Source organism: Marinirhabdus gelatinilytica, from assembly GCF_003353425.1.
GTDB classification, from domain to species: Bacteria; Bacteroidota; Bacteroidia; order Flavobacteriales; family Flavobacteriaceae; genus Marinirhabdus; species Marinirhabdus gelatinilytica.
Window position 1 is genome coordinate 988,664 of sequence record NZ_QRAO01000001.1, and the last position, 16,799, is coordinate 1,005,462.

The window sequence follows — 16,799 nt, forward strand, 5'->3', positions numbered from 1 at the left end:
TTTATTAGCATTTTGTAAACACATAAAAGGCTATAAATTATTATCTTTGCGCCAACCAGTTAAAAAATTGTACTTTAGTACTATACAAACAAGCTATGCGCGGTCCCCTTTTCTATTCAAAAATCCTACTCTTTGGTGAGTACGGTATTATTAAAGACTCCAAGGGTCTTTCTATTCCCTACAATTTTTATAATGGTGCCCTTAAAATAGACGAGCACAAAACCATTGCTACACGTAAGAGTAACGATGCGCTAAAACGCTTTGCCGAGTATCTGGAAAACTTACAGAAGGATCAACCAAAACTGGTCACTTTCGATCTTGAAAAATTAAAGAAAGATGTTTCTGAAGGCTTGTATTTCGATTCTAGCATTCCGCAGGGTTACGGAGTTGGAAGCAGTGGTGCCCTAGTAGCAGCAGTGTACGATAAATACGCAAAGGACAAGATTACAGTGTTAGAAAACCTTACGCGTGATAAATTATTGCAGCTAAAAGAGATTTTTGGCGCTATGGAATCGTTCTTCCATGGAAAATCCTCTGGTCTAGACCCGCTCAATAGTTATTTGAGCCTACCTATCCTCATAAACAGTAAGGAAAATATAGAAAGCGCTAACATTCCCTCGCAGACCGAAAACGGAAAAGGTGCTGTTTTCTTGTTGGATAGTGGTCAAACAGGCGAAACCGCTCCAATGGTTCAGATTTTTATGGAGAATATGAAACAGGAAGGTTTCCGTAATATGCTGAAGAACCAATTTGTAAAACATACCGATGCTTGCGTGCACGACTTCTTAAAAGGGGATGTAAAATCACTCTTTGGTAACGTAAAGCAACTCTCCAAAGTAGTGTTGGACAATTTTAAGCCTATGATCCCAAAGGAATTCCACACCCTTTGGAAAAAGGGGATAGATACCAATGCGTACTACCTAAAACTATGTGGTTCGGGCGGAGGCGGGTATATGCTTGGCTTTACCGAAGATATAGACAAAGCCCGGAAACAACTTAAAGACTACAATTTGGAAGTGGTTTACAACTTCTAAAAAACCATTTTTCATGCTCTCCCGAAAACAGAAATACTTTTTGCTGAAGTTTTTCAGCCTGTTTTCCATTGTGCGCGGCTATAATATCTTGATAATTGTTATAGCCCAATACCTAACTTCTATATACATTTTGGCGCCAGATCTACCCTTACGGGATGTATTGTTGGATCCCAATTTGTTGATGCTGGTACTGGCTTCGGCCGCAGCGATTGCCGGTGGGTACATCATCAATAGTTTTTACGATAGTGAAAAGGACCTCATTAACCGCCCCCACAAGACCATGCTGGACAAACTGGTGAGCCAGCAAACCAAGCTTTCTGGGTATTTTGTGCTCAATTTTCTCTCGGTGATCTTTGCGAGCTACGTGAGCTTTAGGGCAGTAGTGTTCTTTTCGATATATATTTTCGGGATTTGGTTCTATTCCCACAAATTGAAAAAATATCCCTTTGTTGGCAATTTAGTAGCTGCTATCCTTGCGGTGGTCCCGTTTTTTGCAGTGTTTATTTATTACGGAAATTTCAATCAGGTAATCTTTGTACACGCTACCTTTCTCTTTTTGCTCATTGCCATGCGTGAACTTACCAAAGACCTTGAAAATATAAAAGGCGATCTGGCGCAAAACTACCGTACCATTCCCGTGGTGTACGGCGTAACAACCTCCAAAAGAATGCTTACCTTGTTGAGTGTGTTGACCCTGGTGCCAGCCCTGTTGTTGCTCACTAAATTTGAGATAGGGTTTATGTATTTCTATTTCTACGGGAGTATACTGGGACTATTAATTTTTGATATTATTCTGTGGAATTCAGCAAGAAAGCTGCATTATATCATACTCCACAACATCCTGAAACTTATCATAGTTGTAGGTGTTTTTAGTATCGTGCTCATTAACATAGATGTATTGCTGAACAGAATTTTGTAATTAAAAAATATATCGAGAGGGCAATGGATTTATAGTCTCACGTATTTTTCAGAACACGCTTCGATGCACGGATAATTCAAAATTAAATTGTTGCCATCCAGCCTATATTGAATATCCAGCTCAGTGTCAACACAATCTTCAGAAACGATAATTAATTCTTCGGTGGAATATGTTCCGGACGTACTTTCCCCAATTGCTGGAGATGGTTGGCAAATGGAACCATTTGAAAGTACAGAGCCATTGGCTCTAAATTCTACTATCTTTTCACTTGTTACTGGTTCAAAATCACCGCTACCATCACCGGGATCTAGATAAACTTCAATAAGCTTCCAAGATCCAACAACAGTGGTTTCATTGGATATTGCATCATCATCGCTATTACAAGATAGTATTGTAAGGCTTATGGCAAAAAATAAAATGAATTTTTTCATAACTTTTTTTTATAAGATGAAAGTATTAGAAAAGGTTGCTTTAACTCCTTATATAGTTATTTGTAAGTCTTTAAAAATCTTTAAGAATCGTTTGGGTAGTTTACTGCTAATATATAGTGGCTCTTGGGTAAAAGGATGTGTAAATTCCAAAGAGGAAGCGTGAAGATACAGACCTTTCCCTTTTAAGATTTTCCCGCTACTGCCATAGTCCCTATCCCCCAGAATAGGATTTCCAATACCGGCCAAATGTTTCCGTAGTTGATGTCTCCTGCCGGTTTTTGGAAAAAGCTGCACTAAATTCAAAAGTTCAAATCGGTCTGAAGTCACCGATTCTTTTACTTCAAAATAAGTTTCAGAGGTTTTACCATCTATCAATTCGGTAATGGTTTCTTTTTGGGACATTTTTCCTATGGTGACAGCATAATAGATTTTGGTGATGGATTTTTCTTCAAAAAGGTTGTTCAGTTTCCTGATGCTGGTGCTGGTTTTACCCACAAGTAATAGCCCGGTTGTTGCATAGTCCAACCTGTGTACGGGTTGTGGTGTGCAAGCATTGGGATGCTCGCTGGGTTTTAGATTTTGGGGTAGCGCCCTTGCGATGGTCTTAAAGCTGTTGCCGCTTACCAATATTCCCGCAGGTTTGTGTACAACCGCCAAATAATCATCCTCTAACAAAACCTCTAGCGGAAAAACAAGCTGTTTAGTGGGTTGGGTTAGTTCAGGCTCAAGCAATTCAATGTGTTCGCCTCCTTTGAGTAGGGTAGCGGTGGTGGCAATTTTTCCGTTTACGGTAATGAGTTGCTTTTTTAGAGCTTTTTTGAGGGCAGACTTTGTAGCACAGGCGTCAAACAATCCTACACCATATTCTTGTAAGCGGATAGGCTCTGGTTGTGGGGATACCGTATGTGAAGATATACTAATGACCAGCTATTTTTAAAAATGAATCATTGTGAATTGCCCACAAAGTACAATCTATTTTGCTATATCTTCAACTAAATTGAGTTTGGCTCTCCATATCCACATCTTCAGTTTTCGGGCAATAGGCTCCATTTGTTGTCCACGGGCCTATGGTCCTTGGCGAACTGAGTAGGTTCAGTAAGGAAAAATTGTTCGTCAAATTTATGCTGAAACCTATTTTTTTCAATATCTAGAATACCACTGGACCAAGTTGGGTCGCAGAGGTACCATGTTCCGTCCAGTTGTACAGCGTTCCAAGAATGGTTGGGAATTTCCATTTCGTCCAGCGCTATTTTTTTTGTCTTCCCATATCCTTGTACTATTACACATTCTAGTCCAGCTAAATTGGAAAGTTCTTGTAATAAATAGGCGTACCCAGTACATAGCGTCACCTTTTCTTCTCGTAAAATTTTAAAAATCTTTCTTTTATAGCCCTTTTGCCACCTTTGAATTGCCGAAGGATTTCCCTTTAAACGCTGGTGTTCAAATTCGTTATTATGCATTAAAGTAGGATCTCCTTTTATATTGTGACATACCCAAAAATAAATAGACCTGAACTTTTCCACCTCTGTCTCCAGGGAACTGGTAAGTTTGAGCGCCAGGATAGGTAAATTGTATAAATCTTCACCTTTATATTGGGCTGCAATACTATCGGCTTTCGTAAAACCAATAGTATTGAAATCACTTTGCTGGGCTTGTAACCCAATGGAAAAGGTGAAGAGTAGTAGAAGTGTTTTTTTAAGCATATACCCGCAGGTTTAATTCACATCCATACTTGTTGCCGCGGTGTCTCCTGTTCTCAATGCACCACGAAGTATTACGGGTATGTCCTCTAAAAATGGCTTAATAAAGGTGGTACTGTTCCCTATGGTAACCTGCTGGTTCTTGTAACCAAGGTAACTTACTACCAAAACATCGTTCTCTTTTAGTTTCTTGGGAAAGGTGAAAGTTCCATCCTCATTGGAAACAATACCTATACTGGTTCCCTCTAGCACTATGCTGGCTCCCATTAATGGTCCGTCCAAGCTTGTGACCACTCCTGTAACGGTTCTTCCTTCAGAAGATTCTTGTGCCTGTAGGGAAGGTGCCATAAAAGAGCATAGCAACATGATGCCGAAAAATAAAAGGCTTTTTCTTAAAAGGTTCTGTAATGTAAAAGTTTGTGTTCTCATACTATTTTGTTTTAAAGTTCACTCAAACCTAGAAAACTAGAATTAGGCTTAAAATAGCGAATGAGCCAACAGGGCTAATCATTGAGCCAAAGAGATTTTTTGGTTAGGTTGCTTTATTAGTTCAATAAATTTTAAGACAACCTTTGTATTTCGTAAGTTCCAACTCATACTTTATAACGTATCTTTGCAAAAAATTATAAGAATGGCACGAGACGCAGGAAAAAAAAACACAAATCCTTCAAAAAGAGAGGGGAAGGGATATTCCAAAAAATTCAAGAATACCCCAAAGAAAGCCTCAAAAGCAAAGGATACGAAAAAATCCAACCACGCAAAAAACCCAGACGGAATCCGTCTCAATAAATATATTGCCAATAGTGGGGTGTGTTCCCGCCGCGAGGCCGATACCTTTATCGCTACGGGCTTGGTTTCAGTAAACGGGAAAATCGTGAACGAGATGGGTTACAAAGTGCAGCTCTCTGACGATGTCCGCTTCGATGGACGACGCATAAATCCCGAGCCAGACACCTATATACTTTTGAACAAACCAAAATCTGTTGCCACAACCACAAGCGAGAGCAAAGGCTTAACGGTAATGGACTTGATTAGCAACGCTACAACGGCAAGTGTAAAACCAGTGGGACGGCTGGGTAGAAATGCCACAGGGTTGATATTGTTTACCAACGACGATAAACTCGTAAAAAAATTGCACAGCAAGGGTATGGAACGTTTGTTCCATATCGAGTTGGACAAAAACCTTAAGGCAAGCGATCTGGAAAAGATAAAAGAAGGCCTATTGGTGAATGGCGAAAAGATTTTTGTTGAAGAAATCAGTTATGTTGAAAACTCACCCAAGAAAGAGATTGGCCTTAAGATAAAGAACATGGGCAACAGCATAATACGCACTATATTTGACCATTTGGGATACAATGTAGTAAAAGTAGATTGTGTGACCATTGCACACCTTACCAAAAAAGACTTGCCAAGAGGCCGCTGGAAAATTTTAACCAAGAGAGAAGTAGAGCTGTTCTCAATGCTTTAGTGTCCCAAAAAATCTCCTGAACTGAAAAATTACATTGCAAATATTTGCTAATATCTGTATTTATAGGTGGTTCTGCGGCATATAAAATTTTCAAAAAAATAGTTGCCATATCGTAAAATAAATTACATTTGCCCTGTTTTTAGCTGAACAACTTGAACCCAGTTTCTATGTTCGGGCTTTTGAAAATCAGGAAGTCATATTCAAAAGCATTCCGCAAGGCGGAAGACCGAGATTTAAAGCTAGCTTCCGTTACTCACACCCTGGAAGGCCCAGTTATCAAGACCAAAGGCATCGCTAGCCGTTTGGCTTATTGGCTCAATCCTATACTTGTTTGATTTAGCACGTTAATTTATTGTTATTCCACACGATACCTGTGGATACACTATCGCTATTCGCTACATTTATATACCCAAAAAACAAAAGATGAACACTAAATATTTTGATCTTATAGATCAAACCTATCATTTCCCACAGCCAGAATTCAAACTAGAAGAGGAAAGCCTTCATTTTCATGACATTAATTTAATGGATTTGATTTTGGAATATGGTGCTCCCTTAAAGTTTACCTATTTGCCGAAGATTTCAGAAAACATCCAACGCGCCAAAAAATGGTTCAATAATGCTATTGAAAAGCATAATTACAATGGCTCGTACAGGTACTGCTATTGCACCAAAAGCTCCCATTTTAAGCATGTGCTGCACGAAGCGTTGCAAAACGATATCCATATTGAAACCTCTTCGGCCTTCGATATTGATATTGTTGAGAATTTAAAAGCCGAAGGAAAAATAAACAATCAAACGTTTGTGATCTGCAACGGTTTTAAGCGCGACCAATATATTCAGAACATCTCGAGACTCATCAACAACGGTCACGAAAACTGTATTCCGGTGATCGATAACTATGAAGAACTCTCGTTGCTTTCAGAAAATATTAGTGGCGATTTTAAAGTAGGGATCCGCATTGCTTCCGAAGAAGAACCAAAATTTGAGTTTTATACCTCAAGGCTTGGGATTGGGTATAAAAATATTGTACCCTTTTACGAAGAACAAATAAAAAACAACGATAAGGTTGAGCTTAAAATGCTTCACTTTTTCATAAACACGGGTATTCGGGACAACGCCTATTACTGGAACGAGCTGGTAAAATGCTTAAAGGTATATACAAAGCTGAAAAAGATATGTCCAAGCCTTGACAGCCTTAACATTGGCGGTGGATTCCCCATTAAAAATTCGCTCGCTTTTGAATACGATTACCAGTACATGATTGATGAAATCATAAATCAAATTAATAGTACTTGCGAGGAAGCCGACGTGCCCGTGCCCAATATCTTTACGGAGTTTGGAAGCTTTACCGTAGGTGAAAGCGGTGGTGCCATTTACGAGGTATTGTACCAAAAACAGCAGAACGACCGTGAAAAATGGAATATGATAAATTCATCATTCATTACTACGTTACCAGATACCTGGGCCATTAACAAGCGCTTTATCATGATGGCCATTAACCGCTGGAACGACGAGTATGAGCGTGTCTTGTTGGGAGGACTGACCTGCGACAGTGACGATTATTACAATAGCGAGCAGCATATGAATGCCATCTACTTGCCAAAATTTAAAAAGGATAAGCCGTTGTACATCGGGTTTTTTAACACAGGAGCCTATCAAGAAACCATAGGAGGTTTTGGAGGGCTGCAACATTGTTTGATCCCAAGCCCAAAACACATTTTAATAGATAAAGATGAAGACGGCAACATAACCCACAAACTATTTTCACCACAACAAACCAGCGAGCAGCTTTTAGGGATATTAGGCTACGGAGATGCCTCTATTGGGGATAAAACAAAATCTAAACGTAAACAACTTGTAGAAAAATAATATTCGGGTTTTTAGGATTTCAGAATGTCTGGTTGAGCGCAGTCGAGACCTTTTTCAAGATAAAAAATAATTCAAGGCTAATTTTAAATAAAATGAATTCAAGAACATACGCAGGCATCCCAAAGGAGTATGCCGCATTGGAAACTTCAAAAATAGTGTTGATACCCGTGCCCTACGATGGTACGAGTACGTTCCAAAAAGGGGCAGACAAGGGTCCAGAGGCATTTTTACATGCTTCAGAAAATATGGAACTGTACGATATTGAAACACAGACCGAAGTCTACAAACAGGGTATCCACCTCACCGATGCCATTACCGAGAACAGTTCGCCAGAGGCTATGGTGGCTTCAGTCCATAAAAAAACGAAGGAGTTGATCCTTCGGAATAAATTTGTGACGGTATTTGGGGGTGAGCACAGTATTTCAATTGGTACCATACGTGCCTTCAATGAATGCTTTGACGATTTAACCGTATTGCATATCGATGCCCATGCAGATCTACGCAAAGAGTACGAAGGAACCACTTGCAATCACGCCTGTGCGGTGTACGAAGCAAGCCAAACTGTCAACCTAGTCCAAGTTGGGATTAGAAGTATGGACGTGGCCGAAACTACCGTGATGGACAAGGATAGAACATGGTTTGCCCATGATATGGCAACAGACGAATACTGGATGGACAATGTGCTGGAAGCCTTGGGCGATAATGTGTTTATAACATTCGACCTCGATGCGCTGGACCCTTCCATAATGCCTTCAACAGGGACACCCGAACCGGGAGGCTTGCTGTGGTACGAAACCTTGGACTTCCTAAAGCAGGTATTTGAAGAGAAAAATGTAGTAGGCTTTGACATTGTAGAATTAATGCCACGGGAAGAAGATAAATCATCAGATTTTCTTGCAGCAAAGCTGTACTATAAAATGTTGAGCTACAAGTTTGCGGGCGAGGATACCGATGAGGAGTTTGAGAGTAACTTTTCAGAAAAAGAAAATTCAATTTCAAAATTTAAAGACAACAACAATGACCAATAAAGGAGCGATTACCCAATTTATAGAAAAATATTATTTACACTTTAACGCTGCCGCATTGGTAGATGCCGCAAAAGGCTACGAAGACCAATTGAACAACGGTGCCAAGATGCTGGTATCGCTCGCCGGTGCTATGAGTACTGCAGAGTTGGGGAAAATCTTTGCCGAAATGATTCGCCAGGACAAAGTGCATATTATCTCGTGTACGGGCGCCAACTTAGAAGAAGATATTATGAACTTGGTTGCCCATAGTCATTACAAACGTGTGCCCAATTACCGCGACCTAACGCCAAAAGAAGAGTGGGATTTACTGGAAAAAGGCCTAAACCGTGTTACAGATACCTGCATCCCAGAAGAAGAAGCATTTAGAAGAATCCAGGAACACATCGTGAAAATTTGGAAAGATGCAGAAGCCAGTGGAGAACGGTATTTGCCGCATGAATATATGTACAAATTATTATTGAGCGGTGTACTCGAAGAGTATTACGAGATAGATTTGAAAGACTCGTGGATGTACGCTGCAGCCGAAAAAAACTTGCCTATTGTCTGCCCAGGTTGGGAAGACAGCACCATGGGGAATATTTTTGCGAGCTACGTCCTAAAAGGCGAGCTGAAAGCTTCCACAATGAAAAGTGGCATTGAGTATATGACCTTCCTTGCAGATTGGTATACAGAAAATAGCGGAAAGGGAATAGGTTTCTTCCAGATTGGTGGCGGAATTGCAGGGGACTTCCCAATCTGTGTGGTGCCAATGCTCTATCAGGATATGGAACGTACAGATACACCTTTTTGGAGTTATTTTTGTCAAATAAGTGACAGTACCACAAGCTACGGAAGCTACTCTGGAGCCGTTCCCAACGAAAAGATTACGTGGGGAAAATTGGACATTGATACACCAAAGTTTATTATTGAAAGTGACGCGACCATTGTGGCGCCACTAATTTTTGCCTACTTGCTGGGCATGTAATTCCAACCAACCATGGACCTTTCTAAAATTGAAAATATTGAACTTAAATTCTTAACGCTGAAAGATTACGATGCGTTGAAAAAAGCGACTATTCAATCCTACGGTGGTTTGCCAAACTCGTATTGGAAACTGGACGAAATAGGCCGTCTTATCGAAATTTTCCCAGAAGGTCAAGTAGTTATTAAAGTAGATGGCGAAATTGCCGGATGTGCGCTTTCTGTGGTGGTAGACTATGATAAAATTGATAACCAGCATACGTACGATGATATTGCTAGCGACCCAACATTTTCCATCCACGACCCAGAGGGCGATGTGTTATATGGGATAGATGTGTTTATTCGCCCAAAGTATCGTGGCCTTCGTTTGGGGCGCAGGTTGTACGATTACCGAAAAGAGTTGTGCGAAAACCTAAATTTGAAAAGCATTGTTTTTGGAGGGAGGATGCCCAATTACCATTTGCACGCCCATAAATTTTCTCCCAAACAATACATCGAAAAAGTAAAACGAAAAGAAATTGAGGACCCAGTCCTAAATTTCCAGATTTCGAACGATTTTCACCCAGTACGTGTGCTCAAGGGCTATCTGGAAGGCGACAAAGCTTCTGGCGAATTTGCTGTATTGATGGAGTGGGACAATATTTATTATACTAAACCCAATAAAAAACCCAGCACCGTAAAAAGTGTAGTACGCCTGGGCTTGATACAATGGCAAATGCGCCCGTATGCTTCGTTTGACAATTTGATGCACCAGGTAGAATATTTTGTGGATAGCGTTGCTGGCTATAGAAGCGATTTTGCTGTGTTTCCAGAGTTTTTCAATGCGCCACTCATGGCAAAATATAATGATCTGGGTGAAGCAGATGCCATCCGGGAATTGGCCAAATATACCAAGCCTGTGGTGGATAAATTGTCAGAACTTTCCATCACCTACAATATCAACATCATCTCGGGGAGTATGCCGGAGATTGTCAGGAACAAGCTCTACAATGTTGGGTATCTGTGCCGTAGGGACGGAAGTGTAGAACGTTACGAAAAACTTCACGTTACCCCAGACGAAGCAAAGGTCTGGGGAATGCAAAACGGTAATAAGTTACAGACGTTTGAAACCGATAGTGGGAAAATAGGTGTCTTGATTTGTTACGATAGCGAATTCCCAGAATTGTCCCGGTTGTTGGCAGACGAAGGGATGGATATACTGTTTGTGCCTTTTTTAACCGATACACAAAACGGTTATTCCCGTGTGCGCCTTTGTGCCCAAGCTAGAGCGATTGAGAACGAATGCTATGTGGCCATTTCGGGTAGTGTGGGTAATTTACCCAACGTGCATAATATGGATATTCAGTATGCGCAATCTGCAGTATTTACACCTTGCGATTTTTCGTTTCCCAGTAACGGAATTAAAGCCGAAGCCACCCCAAACACCGAAATGATCTTGGTAGCAGATGTAGATATAGACTTGTTGCGGGAGCTCCACTCTTTTGGAGCCGTAAAAAACCTGAAAGACCGCCGAAAGGATTTTTACAAGTTGGAGCGGGTAAAGAGAAAGTAGCAAAAGAACTTACTTGGTAATACTGAAATCCAATGATAGCGCGATGATCGATCCTTCAAAATAAATTCAACACCTTACATTTCAAATTGAAATTTATTCTTTTTTACTGAAAAAGAACTCAAAAAATGTACAACGTACAATCCCACCAGATTGCCCAACAGATAAACACCCGGGCTTTCCGAAAAGTTTTTAAGGGTAATTTGATTTTTGCCGATAGTGACGAACTATTTTACAAACTGAGTGATACAAAATTTGTGTATATATTTCAGTTTGGTATTGTGTGCTATTTCAATATAGCTGAAAAGCAGATGAAAGAAATAGAAGCGCAATTGGTGCCGTTTGCCAAGGGTACAGTGAGTGAACACCTGTCAGAAACTATAGATGTTTCGGTAGATGCGTCAACCTTAAAAGTATTTTTCGACAAAGTGACCATCCCCGAAATTGATGAGGAGATGCTGCGGCTCATTATGTTGCACACCTCCCAGTCTGTAGCACTGGACCGTTACGAAGAAATTACTGAGGAATTATTGGTTTCGGCCAGCAAACACACCCAATCCTTGGAACAAAAAGGGAAGTTGAAAATCTCTAGCAGAAAGCTAAAAAAATTTATAGGTAGAACATTAAATATCAAAAATGGTATCTACGAAAACCTTTATATTTTTGATGCGCCTGAGGTAGCTTGGGAAGACGAGCAACTCACAAAACTGGATAACGACCTAAAGCAAACCTTCGACCTAAAGAATAGATACCGAAATATTCAAGATAGGATTTCCATCATTAAAGAAAACCTGGAGCTCTTCAAGGATATCTGGAACCATAAGGAAAGCAGTACGCTGGAGTGGATCATTATTATTTTAATCGTGATAGAGGTGATAGATTTGTTTGTGACGAAAGTATTCTAACCCTCCACGATCCTGAAATTACCTTTTCTGTTTGTAGTGTGTGAGACTATCTCCGTAATCGCAAAAGCAATCACGATGATATATTCCACCGCAACCAACCATAGATTTTCATCAAATCCATTGGCCCCATACGCCGAATAACTCAAAAACACCACGGCACTCCACACAATGGGAAATTTGTAACGGGTAAATACCGAGAGCATCAAAGGCGTGGCCACATACCAAGGGTGTACAGTGGTGGAAAACAGAAAATATACAGATACGGCAAAGAGCATTCCTGATAGAAGATGTTTTGTTCTAATTTCTTTAGTGTCTCGAACGGAGTCGAGAGGTCTGAAAAACGTGAGTGCCAATAGCGCAAGGATAACCACAATGGGCAATATCTTACCTACCGTCCCAATAATATTCCACCCTACGGTCTGGAAACCAACCCAACGAATGATATAGTACACGCTGGCATTGAACTCGAAATTTTGGAACCATAGACCAATGGTCGCAGAAAAATTCGTAATAAATTCTGAAGAAATAAAAGGGAGAAATGTCACGATAACCGTACCCAATACTACACTGTAAAACAAGATTAACCTCGTAGGGTTAAGCCTTTCTACCGCAGTGGTAGGTGCAGTTGAACCCTTTTTTTTAAAGAACCATTTAAAAAACAATGGTAAAAACAAAAAGGGCAACAACTTCACCGAAATTGAAATACCCAATAACACCGCTGCCCAAAACCATTTTCGCTTGTGCAATAAATAGAGCGACCACACCATAAAAAAGAGCATAACCCCTTCAAAATGTAGGTTGCCCGTAAGTTCGATAATAATGAATGGGTTAAGAAAGTACCAAAAGATATTCTTGAGAGGGAGTTTAAGACCTTCCAATAGTTTTTTTCCGAAGTAAAGGATGCCTACATCGGCCAAAATAATCAGTACCCGTAGCACCATTGCAGAACCCAAAATGCTTTTCCCAGCAAACAATGCGGCAATGGCAAAACACAGTTGATTGATTGGCGGATAGTTGCTGTAGTGGCTGGCATTAAGAGCCCCCATTCCCTCAAATAGTTCCGTGGCCTGTGCTACTTGTTTTCCCTGTGTCACCTCGAGCGCAGTCGAGAGGTCCGTAAAAAATAACTGCGGTGTAATTACATACGGATTCACCCCCTGTACCAACAACCGTCCATCCCACAAAAACCGATAGAAATCCTGCGAAAGATTAGGGATGGCTGGTAAGAACAACAACCGGAACAATACGCCAATCCCCGCCAATACCCAAAAATTCCATCCTAATTGTTTTATGAGTTGCCAACTAAGAAAAAATAAAGCAGCATACAGTGTTATGAGTTTAATAAAATCGGTCCTTGCCAGATCGTACGCAAAAGCCCAGTACAATCCGCAACAAGCCAATACCATTAAAATTGGGAACTTGTAAAGCTTTAAAGTTTGAAAAATGTTGGCCAAAGCCGCTAATTTTAATACTCATTAGTAGTTTTAGAAACTTTTACATTTAAAATGTTCAGTCCTGCCATTCTGCAATAAACAAATTGGTATCCCTTCCGCCACCATTATTCCGGTTGCTGGAAAAAGCAAGATACTTTCCATTATTGCTAAAGACGGGAAAAGCATCAAAAGTTTCGCTATGGGTCACTCGCTCTAGGTTCTTTCCGTCAATATCTATCAAATATAGGTTAAAAGGAAATCCTCTTTCAGCTTCAAAGTTACTGCTGAACAATACCTTTTTACCATCAGGAGTAAAAAAGGGGCTCCAATTGGCATTGCCCAGATTTGTGATCTGTTTTAAATCGCTTCCGTCCGCATTGCAAATGAACAATTCCATTTCGGTGGGTTGCACGAGTCCTTGTGCGAGGAGGTCTTTGTATTCTTTCACTTCAGCAGCGGTTTTTGGACGGGAAGCTCTAAAAATCAACTTTGTACCGTCGGGAGAGAAGAAGGCACCGCCGTCGTACCCTAACTCGTCTGTTATTTGCTTTACATCGGTACCATCTATATTCATCGTATACAGTTCCAAATCGCCACTGCGCATAGAGGTGAAAACAATTTTGTCGCCTTGGGGAGATACGGTTGCTTCGGCGTCATAGCCCGGTTCGTTAGTGAGCTGGTCTGTAATGTTTCCTTGTAGGTCACTTACAAAAATATCGAAGCTATCGTACACCGGCCATACATACTTTCCATTTTTCCGAAGGGGAACCTCTGGGCATTTTTCATCTACCAAATGGGTGCTTCCATACACAAAATGTTCATTGTCCGGCAGGAAATAGGCACAGGTGGTTCGTCCTTTTCCTGTTGATATCATAGGAGGAACTTTTCTGCCCTTGAAGGTTTCTGAAGCATACATCAAGAACATTTGGTCGCATTCCACACGCCAATCGCTGTTATTGGATTGGAAGACGAGCATAGTATCGTCATAGCTCCAGTAGGCTTCAGCATTATCGCCGCCAAAGGTAACTTGGCGAATATTCTTAAAATGTTTTTCTTCGGGATAGATCAAACTGTCGTTGTCCCATTCCATCACTATTTTTTCTGAAGTACCTTCAGAAGTTTCAGTATCTGGGGCCTGTGTGGTTTCTTCGGTTTTTTTGTCTCCCGTATTTTTACAAGAAAGTAATGTAAGCAATGAAAATAGAAAAAGTGTATGTTTCATATCAACTAGGTTTCCGTTTGGATTTTGGGATTTGTTTTTTCTGGGATGTATTTAGGTTGTATTTTTGTGCAAAAATAAGGATATGCGTTTAATTTGTTTACTGTGTATGGTTTTAAGTGTTGTTTCTTGTAAAAAAGAAGTTGAAAAGCAACCTGTCACTATGAAAGAAGATGTGTTTGCCCTGGCAGACGATACCTTTAATGGCAGACAGACCGGAACTGAAGGTGAACTGCAAGCGGCAAAATATATTGAAGATCGTTTTAAGCAGTTGGCACTTGAACCTAGGGGCTACTTAAATAACTACACCCAAACTTTTACATTTAAACCCAGTACCAATCCCCACGAAAAAGCTGAATACACAGGACTAAAAACGGACAGCACCCTTACGGGAACCAATGTGGTAGCCTTCTTGGACAACGGTGCCAAAAACACCGTAGTTATCGGCGCCCACTACGACCATTTGGGAATGGGCGGTGAAGGTTCCCTATACCGTGAGGAAAAAGCAGCCATCCATAATGGAGCCGATGATAATGCCAGCGGTGTAGCGGTAATGTTGAATTTAGCCGAAAGATTGAACAACGCGCCAAAAACCGAAACTAGGGAAAATAATTATCTTTTTATTGCTTTCTCCGGGGAGGAAATGGGGCTGTTGGGGAGTAATTATTTTGTAAAAAACCCTACCGTTCCTGTTGAAAGCATCAGCTATATGATAAACATGGACATGGTAGGACGGTTGAACGAAGAAAACACCATTGCAGTGCACGGGGTGGGAACCTCACCTATCTTTAAACAAGCACTCTTTGCAAACAACGACTTTAATTTGAACATCGCCGAACACAATAGCGGGATTGGTCCTAGCGACCATACCAGTTTTTATCTGGCTGATATTCCTGTGCTACATTTTTTTACGGGACAGCACGAGGATTACCACAAACCGGGTGATGATGCCGAAAAGTTGAACTACGAGGGAATGCAAAAAATATCGGACTATATTGTTGCTATTATTACCGACCTTGATGATGATGGAAAATTAGCCTTTAGAAAAACCAAGAACGAGAGCGAAGAAGTGCCACGGTTTAAAGTTGGTTTGGGCGTAGTGCCGGACTATCTCTTTACAGGAAAGGGAATGCGCATAGATGGGGTGAGCGAGGATAAGCCCGCCCAAAAAGCTGGCCTGCAAAAAGGCGATGTAGTTGTGAAATTAGGTGAATTTGAAGTAACCGATATGATGAGTTATATGAAAGCCCTTTCTACATTTGAAGAAGGCCAAACCACCCAAGTAACCATTATGCGCAACGATGCCCAACAAAAGGTTGAGGTGACCTTTTAAAAATTCCGGGTGAGCGAAAGCGTAGTAAAGCCGTGCGTTCCAGTGCTCTCGGCTCGTCTTGTGGAGAATTGGTAGGCTACCTTTACGTCCAGAACATTATTTCTCCAATAAGCTTCGGCCCCATAAAAAATAACCGAATCTATAGGCTCCAGCGTAAACTCGCTATTGTCGGATATTATGGAACCTTGGAGCATGGCATCATGGATTACAAACCTGTAAGATCCAGTTAGTGCAAAGAATAGTTCGTTCTCCAGATCACCCAACTGCCGATAGGCCATGGTGGTTTCCATGTCTCTTCGGTTTCCTATGTAAAGGGTAGCTTTGTTTTCGAGGTAATAATCTTTTGTGCCCAAGGCAATCTTAGGCCTCGTGGCCAAAAAAACATTCAAATTGTTTTCCAAGAGTAGCCATTCTTTTAAGTAACTGCCGTAGAGGTTGGCATGGGTATTGTTCTCAATCTGTCCGGTCCAGGTCGCTGTTTGCGACTCGTTGGTACTGTGGAACCAGCTCTGCAATCCCTGCGAGCCCGATATTTCACCGGTAACGCCTATGGTAAGGATAAACTCCATAATACGTTTTTCGTTGGTAAGTGATATCCCTGTGTTAAAACCCAAGAAACCAGCATAAGGCCTATCGTAGTCTTCAATCCTTTCAGAAAGTATGTTGGAAGGCGTATAAAATGTTTGCTCCAACTGTATAATGAACTGACTCTTGTTATCGTGAACTTTGTCTATTTCGTGCAGTAGCTTTCGGTATCCTATAAAACTGCCCGTGGTGTACCAGCGGTCTGTAAAGTGGAGGAAATCGTTATCATGCATTAATTCTATGTGCTGTTCTACATAGCGGTTTCCTCCCCAGCGTTGCGCTATAGATGAAAGCGTAGAGAAAAAGAACAACACACAAAATACGATTTTTGCAAGTTTGTAAATGTACACGAGTGAGTAAGCT

General features: G+C 40.9%; 16 protein-coding genes. 9 read left to right on the top strand and 7 right to left on the bottom strand.

Annotated features, from left to right (window positions below):
- Window positions 1–95 precede the first annotated feature (95 nt).
- Both C8D94_RS04490 and C8D94_RS04495 read left to right on the top strand, forming a co-directional pair.
- Window positions 96–1,034, top strand: a complete 939-nt coding sequence (locus tag C8D94_RS04490; protein ID WP_115122676.1) for a mevalonate kinase family protein — start codon at window positions 96–98, stop codon at window positions 1,032–1,034.
- Window positions 1,035–1,047: 13 nt separating this feature from the next.
- Window positions 1,048–1,953: a geranylgeranylglycerol-phosphate geranylgeranyltransferase gene (locus C8D94_RS04495; RefSeq protein ID WP_115122677.1), complete on the top strand. Its 906-nt coding sequence runs from the start codon at window positions 1,048–1,050 to the stop codon at window positions 1,951–1,953.
- Window positions 1,954–1,982: 29 nt separating this feature from the next.
- On the opposite strand, the gene C8D94_RS04500 is transcribed toward C8D94_RS04495, so the two are convergent.
- From C8D94_RS04500 to C8D94_RS04515, 4 genes are all read right to left on the bottom strand, one after another.
- The gene (locus tag C8D94_RS04500; protein ID WP_115122678.1) at window positions 1,983–2,384 is read right to left on the bottom strand and encodes a hypothetical protein; all 402 of its coding nucleotides are present in this window, start codon (window positions 2,382–2,384) and stop codon (window positions 1,983–1,985) included.
- Between the two features lie 48 nt (window positions 2,385–2,432).
- Window positions 2,433–3,236 (bottom strand): RluA family pseudouridine synthase, encoded by an 804-nt coding sequence (locus tag C8D94_RS04505; protein ID WP_245946181.1) that lies wholly within the window; start codon window positions 3,234–3,236, stop codon window positions 2,433–2,435.
- A gap of 173 nt (window positions 3,237–3,409) precedes the next feature.
- The gene (locus C8D94_RS04510; RefSeq protein ID WP_115122680.1) at window positions 3,410–4,087 is read right to left on the bottom strand and encodes a transglutaminase domain-containing protein; all 678 of its coding nucleotides are present in this window, start codon (window positions 4,085–4,087) and stop codon (window positions 3,410–3,412) included.
- Between the two features lie 12 nt (window positions 4,088–4,099).
- Entirely contained in the window at window positions 4,100–4,513 is a 414-nt protein-coding gene (locus C8D94_RS04515; RefSeq protein ID WP_115122681.1) for a carboxypeptidase-like regulatory domain-containing protein, read from the bottom strand.
- Between the two features lie 202 nt (window positions 4,514–4,715).
- On the opposite strand from C8D94_RS04515, the gene C8D94_RS04520 reads away from it, so the two are divergent.
- The 6 genes from C8D94_RS04520 to C8D94_RS04545 all read left to right on the top strand — a co-directional run bounded on the left by C8D94_RS04520 (window position 4,716) and on the right by C8D94_RS04545 (window position 11,866).
- Window positions 4,716–5,552, top strand: a complete 837-nt coding sequence (locus C8D94_RS04520) for a pseudouridine synthase (RefSeq protein ID WP_115122682.1) — start codon at window positions 4,716–4,718, stop codon at window positions 5,550–5,552.
- 423 nt (window positions 5,553–5,975) lie between these two features.
- Complete coding sequence (locus tag C8D94_RS04525; protein WP_115122683.1) at window positions 5,976–7,424, top strand: arginine decarboxylase; 1,449 nt, start codon at window positions 5,976–5,978, stop codon at window positions 7,422–7,424.
- Between the two features lie 92 nt (window positions 7,425–7,516).
- The gene (speB, locus tag C8D94_RS04530; RefSeq protein ID WP_115122684.1) at window positions 7,517–8,452 is read left to right on the top strand and encodes an agmatinase; all 936 of its coding nucleotides are present in this window, start codon (window positions 7,517–7,519) and stop codon (window positions 8,450–8,452) included.
- On the top strand, window positions 8,442–9,416 hold the full coding sequence (locus C8D94_RS04535) for a deoxyhypusine synthase family protein (RefSeq protein WP_115122685.1): 975 nt from the start codon (window positions 8,442–8,444) through the stop codon (window positions 9,414–9,416). Before speB ends, C8D94_RS04535 begins: the two co-directional genes overlap by 11 nt.
- 12 nt (window positions 9,417–9,428) lie before the next feature.
- The gene (locus C8D94_RS04540; protein WP_115122686.1) at window positions 9,429–10,964 is read left to right on the top strand and encodes a bifunctional GNAT family N-acetyltransferase/carbon-nitrogen hydrolase family protein; all 1,536 of its coding nucleotides are present in this window, start codon (window positions 9,429–9,431) and stop codon (window positions 10,962–10,964) included.
- A gap of 125 nt (window positions 10,965–11,089) precedes the next feature.
- A complete protein-coding gene (locus C8D94_RS04545; RefSeq protein ID WP_115122687.1) occupies window positions 11,090–11,866 on the top strand; it encodes an RMD1 family protein in 777 nt (258 codons plus the stop codon).
- Here the strand turns inward: C8D94_RS04545 and C8D94_RS04550 are convergent.
- Window positions 11,863–13,320: a glycosyltransferase 87 family protein gene (locus C8D94_RS04550; protein ID WP_317047696.1), complete on the bottom strand. Its 1,458-nt coding sequence runs from the start codon at window positions 13,318–13,320 to the stop codon at window positions 11,863–11,865. The two genes, C8D94_RS04545 and C8D94_RS04550, sit on opposite strands and share 4 nt — an antisense overlap.
- A gap of 55 nt (window positions 13,321–13,375) precedes the next feature.
- On the bottom strand, window positions 13,376–14,521 hold the full coding sequence (locus tag C8D94_RS04555) for a TolB family protein (protein WP_115122689.1): 1,146 nt from the start codon (window positions 14,519–14,521) through the stop codon (window positions 13,376–13,378).
- Between the two features lie 82 nt (window positions 14,522–14,603).
- On the opposite strand from C8D94_RS04555, the gene C8D94_RS04560 reads away from it, so the two are divergent.
- Entirely contained in the window at window positions 14,604–15,851 is a 1,248-nt protein-coding gene (locus C8D94_RS04560; RefSeq protein ID WP_115122690.1) for a M28 family peptidase, read from the top strand.
- Here the strand turns inward: C8D94_RS04560 and C8D94_RS04565 are convergent.
- Window positions 15,848–16,750: a lipid A-modifier LpxR family protein gene (locus tag C8D94_RS04565; protein WP_147278494.1), complete on the bottom strand. Its 903-nt coding sequence runs from the start codon at window positions 16,748–16,750 to the stop codon at window positions 15,848–15,850. The genes C8D94_RS04560 and C8D94_RS04565 overlap by 4 nt on opposite strands.
- Window positions 16,751–16,799: the final 49 nt, after the last annotated feature.